The sequence below is a fragment of the Bradyrhizobium sp. USDA 3364 genome, assembly GCF_054056355.1.
The window spans coordinates 5864055-5874200 of record NZ_JBSRYG010000002.1; the positions used below are offsets into that span (position 1 = coordinate 5864055).

The 10146-nt window shown below is 65.2% G+C and carries 9 protein-coding genes; 7 read left to right on the plus strand and 2 right to left on the minus strand.

The genetic code is table 11. The annotated features are described in order from the left end of the window. The first annotated feature begins 2 nt into the window (after positions 1-2). The 3 genes from ACVILL_RS27515 to ACVILL_RS27525 all read left to right on the plus strand — a co-directional run bounded on the left by ACVILL_RS27515 (position 3) and on the right by ACVILL_RS27525 (position 3274). Entirely contained in the window at positions 3-899 is an 897-nt protein-coding gene (locus ACVILL_RS27515) for an amidohydrolase family protein (RefSeq protein WP_456731916.1), read from the plus strand. A 15-nt stretch (positions 900-914) separates the two neighbouring features. Beyond that, a complete protein-coding gene (locus ACVILL_RS27520; protein ID WP_456731917.1) occupies positions 915-1964 on the plus strand; it encodes a hydroxyacid dehydrogenase in 1050 nt (349 codons plus the stop codon). Positions 1965-3058: 1094 nt separating this feature from the next. After that, complete coding sequence (locus tag ACVILL_RS27525; protein ID WP_074131098.1) at positions 3059-3274, plus strand: hypothetical protein; 216 nt, start codon at positions 3059-3061, stop codon at positions 3272-3274. A 101-nt stretch (positions 3275-3375) separates the two neighbouring features. Here the strand turns inward: ACVILL_RS27525 and ilvD are convergent, their stop codons facing one another. Further along, positions 3376-5220 carry a dihydroxy-acid dehydratase gene (ilvD, locus tag ACVILL_RS27530; RefSeq protein WP_456731918.1) on the minus strand — a complete coding sequence of 615 codons (1845 nt, stop codon included), beginning with the start codon at positions 5218-5220 and terminating at the stop codon, positions 3376-3378. A gap of 241 nt (positions 5221-5461) precedes the next feature. On the opposite strand from ilvD, the gene ACVILL_RS27535 reads away from it, so the two are divergent. Together ACVILL_RS27535 and ACVILL_RS27540 are read left to right on the plus strand one after the other, a co-directional pair. Then, positions 5462-6019, plus strand: a complete 558-nt coding sequence (locus tag ACVILL_RS27535) for a carboxymuconolactone decarboxylase family protein (protein ID WP_456731919.1) — start codon at positions 5462-5464, stop codon at positions 6017-6019. A gap of 144 nt (positions 6020-6163) precedes the next feature. Continuing rightward, positions 6164-6883 carry an SDR family NAD(P)-dependent oxidoreductase gene (locus tag ACVILL_RS27540; RefSeq protein WP_456731920.1) on the plus strand — a complete coding sequence of 240 codons (720 nt, stop codon included), beginning with the start codon at positions 6164-6166 and terminating at the stop codon, positions 6881-6883. Between the two features lie 18 nt (positions 6884-6901). Here ACVILL_RS27540 and ACVILL_RS27545 read toward each other — a convergent pair whose 3' ends face one another. Next, positions 6902-7897 (minus strand): LysR family transcriptional regulator, encoded by a 996-nt coding sequence (locus ACVILL_RS27545; protein WP_456731921.1) that lies wholly within the window; start codon positions 7895-7897, stop codon positions 6902-6904. A 184-nt stretch (positions 7898-8081) separates the two neighbouring features. Between ACVILL_RS27545 and ACVILL_RS27550 the strand changes: the two genes are divergently transcribed. Continuing rightward, positions 8082-9014, plus strand: coding sequence for an ABC transporter permease (locus ACVILL_RS27550; protein ID WP_456731922.1), 933 nt, complete (start codon positions 8082-8084; stop codon positions 9012-9014). A 69-nt stretch (positions 9015-9083) separates the two neighbouring features. Then, entirely contained in the window at positions 9084-10109 is a 1026-nt protein-coding gene (locus ACVILL_RS27555; RefSeq protein WP_456731923.1) for a sugar ABC transporter substrate-binding protein, read from the plus strand. The last annotated feature ends 37 nt before the right edge of the window (positions 10110-10146 follow it).

Genomic DNA, 10146 nt, shown 5'->3' on the forward strand with positions numbered 1-10146 from the left:
GAATGGCCGCATCAGAGATCCCCGCCTGCCTGCCGCCGCGTCCGGTGACGCCGCCGCGGGAGAGACTGCCCGCGAAGGCCTGCGATACCCATGCGCATGTGTTCGGTCCGGCCGACCGCTTCCCCTATGCGGAGAATCGCAGCTACACGCCGCCCGACGCGCCGCTTGCGACCTATCTCGGCATGCTCGATGCGCTCGGCTTCGCGCGCGGCGTGCTGGTACAGGGCAGTGCGCATGGCCGCGACAATTCGGCGATGCTGGACGCTTTGCAGCGCGAGCCGGCGCGGCTGCGCGGCGTCGCGGTGGCCGACGCCGATGTCGCGGCGGGCACGCTGCGGCAATGGCATGTGCTCGGCGTGCGCGGCCTGCGCTTCAACCATTTCTACCGCGGCGGGCAGTTGCATTATCGCGGCGGCATTCCGCTTGGCGTCGCCGAGACGCATGCTCCCGTGATGGCCGAGCTCGGCTGGCATCTGCAGCTCTGGATCGATGTCAAGGATCTGCCCGACACGATCCCGGCGCTGAAGGCGCTGGGATTGCCGGTCGTGGTCGATCACATGGGCCGCACCGACGCTGCCGCCGGCATCAACACCGCGGGCTTCCAGAGCCTGCTGCGTGCGGTGGACGAAGGCTGGTGCTGGGCCAAACTGTCGGGCGCGCATCGCCTGAGCCGGCAGGCGCCGGATTATCCGGATGCGCGGCCGTTCCACGAGGCGCTGGTCTCGGCCAACCCTGATAGGCTGGTGTGGGGCGGCGACTGGCCGCATCCGCGGGTCGAGGGCGAGATGCCCGATGCCGGACATCTGCTCGACCTGTTTCACGAATGGACGCCGGATGCCGCGACACGTCACCGCATCCTCGTCGACAATCCCGCAAGACTCTATGGCTTCCCAAACTGAGAGCTGCTCGAAGACATGACCGTCAACAACAAGCGCGTGTTCTACGTCAAATACCTCGCCCACGAGATCTACGTCGATATCTTGAAGAAGCGGCCGGATGTCCGGCTCGACCGTCTCGAGAACGAGACGCCGGAAGCGACATTCGCGCCTGTCCTCGCCGAGGCGCACGCCTACCAGATCGGCGCGGCGCGTGACGAGCTGGCACCGCATTTCCATGCCCATGCCGAGCTGTTGAAGCGCGCGCCGAACCTTCTGATCGTGTCTTCGAACGGTGCCGGGTTTGATCCCGTCGACGTCGATGCCTGCACCGCGGCGGGCGTGCTTGTCGTCAACCAGTCCGGCGGTAACGCCAACTCGGTCGCCGAGCACGCGCTCGGCATGATGCTGACGCTGTCGAAGCGCATCATCCAGTCCGACCGCAGGCTGCGGCGCGAGGCCAACGTCAACCGCAACGATTTGATCGGCAACGAGCTGAAGGAGAAGACCGTCGGCATCGTCGGCCTCGGCAATGTCGGCCGCCGCATCGCCGAGCTGTGCAAGGGCCTGCTGCACATGAAGGTGATCGCCTACGATCCCTATCTCACGGCGGATGAGATGGCGAAGCGGGGCGGGGAGAAGGTCGAGCTCGACGATCTCCTGCGTCGCGCGGACTTTGTTTCGATCTCGTGTCCGCTGGACAAGAACAGCCGCGGCATGATCGGCGCGCGCCAGTTCGCGCTGATGCAGCCGCACGCCTATTTCGTCACCACTGCGCGCGGCTTCATCCACGACGAGAAGGCGCTGGAGGACGCGCTGCGTGACAAACGCATCGCCGGCGCCGGGCTCGACGTCTGGGACAAGGAGCCGCCGCCGCCGGACCATCCGCTGCTGCAGTTCGACAATGTGCTGGCAAGCCCGCACACCGCCGGCGTCACCCGCGAGGCGCGCATCAACATGGGCCGCATCGCCGCCGAGCAGATCCTCGATGCGCTCGACGGCAAGCGCCCGCCGCGCATCATCAATCCCGAGGTCTGGCCGGTGTATGCGAAGCGGTTCGAGAAGGCGTTCGGGTTCATGCCGGGGTAGGTGGCGGTGGTAGCTCTCGCCTTCGTCAGGTGAGCACGCTTGTCAGGCTTCCTCTCCCCTTGCGGGAGAGGGTGGGGAGAGGGGTGGCCCCGGGCGAGATGATCGACGAAGGCGCGACTATCGCAATTCGGACCCCGTGTCGTTCAAGCGCAAAGCGAGAGAGCACCCGTGTGGTACCCCTCTCCCTAACCTCGAGAGCGAGCTTCGCTCGCCTCGGACCCCGCAAGGGGGGAGGGAACCCTGCCGTTGGTGCGTCCCTCACTAGCGCGCGGCCAAAATATCGAAAACAACCCCATGCAAAGGAGCCGGCAGCCACCGGCGTTCGAGCAGGTAACTTGACGCGTCGGGCAACTCAGGGGTACATTTCCAATATTCCGAAATTGTGAAATGCCCGCGGCGCAGGAGAGCAACGGGGAGGAACCTGTTCCGTCGCCGCGCCGCGCCGCTCGGTGAGGTGAGCACGCTGGTCAGGCTCCCTCCGCCCTTGCGGGGGAGGGTGGGGAGAGGGGTGGCCCCGGGCGAGATGATTGATGAAGATATCGTTGCCGGAACTCCCGCCGGCGCGTGTCGTTCAAGCGCAAAGTGGAGAGCGTGTGCCGTGTGGCACCCCTCTCCCTAACCCTCCCCCGCAAGGGGGGAGGGAACCCTTGCGTCAGTGCGTCCCTCACCAGCGAAGCTAAAAGCGTGGGAACGTGACAGCTGAAATCGCCGGAGAAAATCTCCTTCGTCATTGCTCCAAAACAAGCAACAAACCCACTGCCAAACAAACGTCGCGCAGTGCCTCCGTTGTTATTTTCCCTGAGATATCGACGGCTTAGCTGGATATCGCCATTTTCTATGTGCGCCCGACCATTCCGGGTTCGGAAGGAAGATGTGTCATGCGACAGGTCCAGTCATTGCTCCGCACCGCGCCCGCGAAAATCGGCCGGCGTCTTGCGCAGATCGTTGCGATCGCTGCCGCCAGCCTGCCCCAGGCCGGCGCGTAGCTTTCCCCGCTGCGAGCAGTCACGACCCCTTCGAATTAACTCACTCTTATTTCGCGTTAGTGCTAGCGTGGTACCCCCGGGCTCTGCCGGTGCAGCAGGGAGGGTTCCATGTCACGCTTCGTCGTTCATTTCATGAAAGACGTGCTCGGCGGCAACGGCCGCGAGCGCGAGGTCTGTCAGGGCGCGCTTGAGATCGACGCTATGAGCGAAGGCCAGGCCACCGAGATGGCCAAGGTCAAATTCTGTCAGGAACAATCGCTGTGCGACTGGTCACTGCATGCCGACCGCATCCGGATCGAGGCGGCCGACCTGCATGTGAGCTGACGCGTCGCGCGCGAGCACACTCGATTGGCATCGAAAATCACCTCTCCCCGCTGGGGAGAGGTAAGGGGAAGCTGCGGGCGCCCCGGATAACGTCGCGCGTATCACTCCGGCAGGATGCGCACCGCACCCTTCGCCGCGCTGCTCGCGAACGCCGCATAGGCCTTCAGCGCGGTCGAGACGGCGCGCTTGCGCGGCGCCGCCGGCTTCCATGCCGCGTTGCCCTTGGCTTCCATTGCCGCGCGACGGCGCTTCAGCTCGGCGTCATCCACCTTGAGGTTGACCTTGCGGTTCGGGATGTCGAACTCGATGACGTCGCCTTCCTCGACCAGACCGATCAGGCCGCCTTCGGCGGCTTCCGGCGAGACGTGGCCGATCGACAGGCCCGACGATCCGCCGGAGAAGCGGCCGTCGGTGATCAGCGCGCAGGCCTTTCCGAGCCCCTTCGACTTCAGATAGCTGGTCGGATAGAGCATCTCCTGCATGCCCGGGCCGCCGCGCGGGCCCTCATAGCGGATCAGCACGACATCGCCGGCCTTCACCTTGTTGGTGAGGATGGCTTCGACCGACGCGTCCTGGCTCTCGAAGATGCGGGCCGGGCCGGAGAACTTCAGGATGCTCTCGTCGACGCCCGCGGTCTTCACGATGCAGCCGTCCCCGGCGAGGTTGCCGAACAGCACGGCGAGGCCGCCGTCCTTGGAATAGGCGTGCGCCGCGTCGCGGATGACGCCTGTTTCGCGGTCGAGATCGACCTCGTCGAAGCGGCGGTCCTGGCTGAAGGCTTCCTGGGTCGGCACGCCGCCGGGCGCTGCGCGGTAGAAATTGCGCACCTTGTCGCTCGTGGTCCGCACCACGTCCCAGCGGTTCAGCGCGTCGTCCAGCGTCGCGGCGTGCACGGTCGGGCCGTCGGTCGTGAGCAGCCTGGCGCGGTCGAGCTCGCCCAGGATCGCCATGATGCCGCCGGCGTGATGCACGTCCTCCATGTGGACGTCCTGCACCGAGGGCGCGACCTTGCAGAGCACCGGCACCTTGCGTGAGAGACGGTCGATGTCGGTCATCGTGAACGGCACCTCGCCCTCGCGCGCGGCGGCGAGCAGATGCAGCACGGTGTTGGTCGAGCCGCCCATCGCGATGTCGAGCGTCATCGCGTTCTCGAACGACTTGAAGTTCGCGATGTTGCGCGGCAGCACCTTGGCGTCGTCCTGCTCGTAGTAGCGGCGGGCGAGGTCGACGATCAGATGGCCGGCCTCGACGAACAGGCTCTTGCGGTCGGCATGCGTCGCCAGCACCGAGCCGTTGCCGGGCAGCGCGAGGCCGAGCGCTTCGGTCAGGCAGTTCATCGAGTTCGCGGTGAACATGCCGGAGCAGGAACCGCAGGTCGGGCAGGCCGAGCGCTCGATCACCTCGACGTCCTCATCCGACACGTTGGAGTCGGCGGCCGCGACCATCGCGTCGATCAGGTCGACCGCGCGCTTCTTGCCCTTGAGCAGGATCTTGCCCGACTCCATCGGGCCGCCCGAGACGAACACGGTCGGAATGTTGAGGCGCAGCGTCGCCATCAGCATGCCGGGCGTGATCTTGTCGCAATTGGAGATGCAGACCATCGCGTCGGCGCAATGCGCATTGACCATGTATTCGACGCTGTCGGCGATCAACTCGCGCGACGGCAGGCTGTAGAGCATGCCGTCATGGCCCATCGCGATGCCGTCATCGACCGCGATGGTGTTGAATTCCTTGGCGACGCCGCCGGCCTTCTCGATTTCCCGCGCCACGAGCTGGCCGAGATTCTGGAGATGCACATGCCCGGGCACGAACTGGGTGAAGGAATTGACCACCGCGATGATCGGCTTGCCGAAATCCTCGTTCTTCATGCCGGTGGCGCGCCAGAGGCCGCGTGCACCCGCCATGTTGCGGCCGTGGGTGGTGGTGCGGGAGCGATAGGCGGGCATCGTAGATCCTTCTCAAATCCTTGCTCAAATCTTTGGGCTAAGGCCGTTTTTTAAGGGAGATGGCGCTCCTTATGCCCGCCCGCGGATGCGGATTCAAGCGCGGAACCGCATGGCTGAACCCCGCAATTCGGGCAATGTCGAGCGGTCGGCTTGATCTCGATCGTCCCGGTGCATTAGGTGGACGCGCCGGGAAGCCGGACAACAAGTCAACGAACAAGAAGCAACGAAAAGGGAGAGACGCGTGGCAAGGCTGCCCCTGATTGATCCGGACACCACCAGCGGAGACATCCGCGCCTCGTTCGACCGCATGCCGGTCAAGCTCAACATCTTCCGCATGATGGCGCACGCCGAGGCCAACATGATCCCGGCGATGCGGCTCGGCAATTCGATCCTGCACAAGCAGAAGCTCTCGGGCGTCAACCGTGAGCTTCTGATCCTGCAGGCCGCGCAGCTCGAGGGCGGCGCCTATGAGTGGCGCCAGCATGTGCCGATCGCGCTCGGCGTCGGCGTCAAACAAGCGCAGATCGACGCGGTCGAGCGCGGCAGTTACGAGGATGCGGCACTGAATGCGGCCGAGCGCGCGCTGCTGACCTTCGGCCGCGAGGTGGTCGAGAATGTCCGCGTCGGCGATGCCGTGTTTGCCGGCATGCGCACGCATTTCAGCGACCAGGAGATCGTCGAGGCGATCGTCACGCTCGGCTTCTACATGATGATGGCGCGGCTGACCGAGGCGACCGAGACCGATCTCGATCCGGCCGCCGGCATGGCGGTCTTCGAGGGCGGCAAGAAGCGGGGTTGATGAGATGTCGGACACTTCGCCAGAGACTTCGCAAGACTCCAAGCCGGAGCGCCCCGTCCGCTGAGCGCGGAATCCTCAGGCACCGCGCCGGGCAGGGGACGCCTCACGGGCCGCCGCATCCTGGTGGTCGGCGGCGGCCAGCGCGTGTTCGACGCCGCGACCGATCCGATCGGCAATGGCCGCGCCATGAGCCTGCTGTTCGGGCGCGAGGGTGCGCATGTCGCGGTCGCCGATCTCAACCTTGCCTCCGCGGAGGACACCGTCGCGCGCATCACGGCGGATGGCGGCCGCGGCTTCGCGATCGCCGCCGACGTCACCAGGGAGGCCGACGTCATCAGGATGATTGATGAAGCTCATCACGCGATGGGCGGGCTCGACGGCATGGTGCTGAACATCGGCACCTTCGGCAAGACCGGGCTCGACAATGTCAGCGCGGAGGAGTGGAACAGGATCTACGACGTCAACGTCCGCGGTCCGATGCTGTGCTGCCGCGCCGCTCTGCCGAAATTCGCAGACGGCGGCTCGATCGTGTTCATCTCCTCGATCGCGGCGCTGAAGGCCGGATCGCAGATGGCGGTCTATGATTCCTCGAAGGCCGCGCTCGGCGGCCTGATGCGCAATATCGCGCATACCGGCGCGCGCCGCGGCATCCGCGCCAACCTGGTCTATCCCGGGCTGGTCGACACGCCGAACGGCCGCGAGGCCGGTGCAGGCCGGCCCTCGCGCGGCAGGGGGCACGTCCCGTTCGGCCGCCAGGCGACGGCGTGGGAGATCGCCTATGCCGTGCTGTTCTTCATGTCGGATGAAAGCGTCTACGTCACCGCGCAGACGCTAGCGGTCGACAGCGGCCTGAGCGGGCTCTGACGGCGTGGAGCATCGGCGCTATTCGGCGGCGATGCTGGCCGGGATCGGGATTGCCACCTTCGGGCCCGTCTTTGCCGTGCGCCGGTTCTTCTTGCTGAAGCGGCTGCCCGCCAGCAGCGCCGCCGCCCCGCGCAGCTGTTCGCGCAGCCATTGATTGGTGGTGTCGCCCTCGGCGGTGGCATGCCAATAGAGATAGTTGACGTGCGGGCTGATCGGGAACGGGCAGGGGAAGCACTGCAACAGCCCGGGATCCTCCAGCACGGAGGCTGCGCTTTCGGACGCCGTCAGCAACATGTTGCTGCGGCTCACGACGTGACAGGCGGTCGCGAAATTCTGGCAGGTCAGTCGAACGGTGCGCGTCAGGCCGAGGCGCTGGAGCTGAAAATCCTCGAACGACACGCCGCTGCGCCGCGACGTCACGCAGACATGCTCCATGCGCAGGTACGCCTTCTTGTCGAGCCGCGCGCCGAGCTCGGGATGGCCGCGCCGGGCGAACACCGCGATATGCTCGGTCAGGATCTGCTCGCGCCGCACCTCGGTCGACAGCGGCAACAGCGTATCGATCGCGACGTCAAGCGTGCCGGTGGCAAGCTCGCGCTCCAGATTGTTGCGCTCGCTGCGCACGGTGGCGATCTCGACCAGCGGCGCGACCGTGCTGATGCGGTTGATCAGCGCGCTCAGCATCGGCGCCTCCAGATTGTTGCGCAGGCCGATCACGAACCGCTTGGGCGTCTTGGCCGGATCGAAGCGGTTGGTGTGGGTCAGCGTCGTCTCGAGGCCATTGAGCGCCTGGCGCACGGTGGTGATGATCTGGCGTGCCAGCGGGGTCGGCGTCATCACGTGGTGGCGGCGCACGAACAAGGGATCGTTGAACATCGCGCGCAGCCGGCTCAGCGCATGGCTCACCGCGGGCTGGGTCAAATTGAGGCGGAAGCAGGCGCGGCTGACGCCGCCCTCGGAATAGATCGCGTCGAACACGACGAACAGGTTCAGATCGATGTCGCGTACATGCATGGAAATAATCAATCCGTATCCGTCGAATGCATTTGACGAATATGATTTGGCACTCTTAAAGTCTCAAGCAAAATAATACCTGGAGGAAACGATGAGCGTGCAATCGCCATCGCGCGGCGTTGCTGTCCCTGCGGCATCATCTCGCTCGGGCACAACGTTTGCAAAGCCGAGCCAGGAGCAGATCGTGCTCCTGATCACGATCGCGCTTCTGGTCGTGTTCGGCCTGACGTTGAACGGCTTTGCCACCGTCTCCAATCTCCTCAATCTGTTGCGCAGTATTTCCATCCTCGGCGTGCTCGGCCTTGGCATGGGGCTGATCGTGATCAGCCGCGGCATCGACCTGTCCGAGGTCGCGATCATGGCGGGTTCCTGGGCGATCGCGCTGATCTACATGCAGGACGGTATGCCCGTTTTCACGGCAGTGCTGCTGGCGCTGGCAATCGCGGTGCTGATCGGCGTCGTCAACGGCGTGATGGTCGCCTTCGTCGAGGCGCCGGCGCTGTTCGTGACGCTCGCCGCGGGCTTCGTGATCTATGGCCTCGCGTTCTGGATCGCGCCGGCCTGGGTGGTCTATGCGCCGAAGGATGCGCCGGGCCTGATGTATCTCGGCGCCGGACGGCTGTTCGGCGTCCCGGTTCCGATCCTGGTGTTCGCGGTCGCGGCGATCGCGATGCATTTGTTCCTGTCGCGCACCTCGATCGGCCGTTTCATCTATGCGCAGGGCGACAATCCGGAGGCCGCGCGGCTGACCGGCATTCCGCTGCGGCCGCTGATCGTGCTCGAGCACGTGCTGGTTGCGCTGCTCGCCTGGATTGCAGGCCTGGTCTGGGTCGGCACGACGGGCAGCATGCAGATGGCGATCACGCAGGGGACCATGATCTTCGACGTCGTGCTGGTCGTCGTGATCGGCGGCATCAGCCTGATCGGCGGCCGCGGCAGCGTGTTCAGCGTCGTGGTCGGCTGCGTCCTGATCGGCACGCTGCTCAACGCCTTCACCATCATGGACGTCAACAGCGAGGTGCAGAACATCATCAAGGGCGTGGTGCTGCTGGCGGCGATCGTGCTCGACAACTGGCTGCATCCCCGCGACGAGGAGACCGCGCGGCAAGGGGACTGAGCGAGCTTCCCGCGCCAATCAAAAAAACAATTCCAAAATCAATCAAAAGAATTTTGTGTGGAGGAGACGATGAAGACGACCAAGTTCTGGACGATGCTGCTTGCCGGGGTGGCGGTTGCCGCGATGCCGTTCGCGGCATCCGCGCAGGAGGAAGGCACCAAGGCCGGGCGCGAGCTGCGCGGCGCCTACGACAAGGCGCTGCAGGGCAAGACCATCGCCTACCTGCCGATCGCGCTGGGCGTGCCGCTGTCCGACGAATGGGGCCGCGTGGTGCAGGAAGAGGCCGAGTGGCGCGGCATGAAATACATCGTGCGCGATCCCAACAACAATCCGTCCGCCATGCAGCAGGCGCTGACCGCGCTGGTCGACCAGAAGCCCGACGTCCTGATCGTGCAGAACCCGAGCGTGACGCTGCTGATGAAGGACCTCAAGCGCGCCGAGGCCCAGGGCACGCATGTGATCCAGGTCAACATGGCCTCGAACTACAAGTCCGGCGCCTTCGTCGGCGTCGACTGGCGTGAGATCGGCAGGATGCTCGCCAACGAAGCCGTCAAGGCCTGCGGCACCGGCTCCGGCAAGTCGGGCAAGGTGCAGATCGTGCAGGGCGAACTGACCGCAGCCGCCAGCGTCGACCAGGTCGGCGCCATCATGGACGTCCTGAACAAGGATCCCAACATCAAGGTGGTGTCGAACCAGGCCGCGAATTGGGACGCCAACACCGCGCTCAACATCACCGCCACCGTGATCCAGCAGCATCCCGATCTCTGCGCCTCGATCGGCTTCTGGGGCATCATGGAGTCGGGCGCCGCGCAAGCGATCCGCAACGCCGGCAAGATCGATGACGTGAAGGTGTTCGCCTCGGGTGAGGGCTCGCAGCTCGACTGCGACCAGGTCAATTCGGGCAATTTCAGCAAGTTCCTCAGCTACAAGGCGACCGAGCAGGGCCACGATCTGATGTTCGCGGCCGAGACGCTGCTGATGTCCGGCGACAAGCCCGGCTCTAAGAACCTGTCCTACTACACGCGGCCGATCTGGATCGATAAGTCGAACGCCTCGCTCGGCGGCACCTGTTTCGCGCTACCCAAGAAAAATTAACAAGGCGCGGGGCAGCCGGCGCGGGGGGCATTCCCGC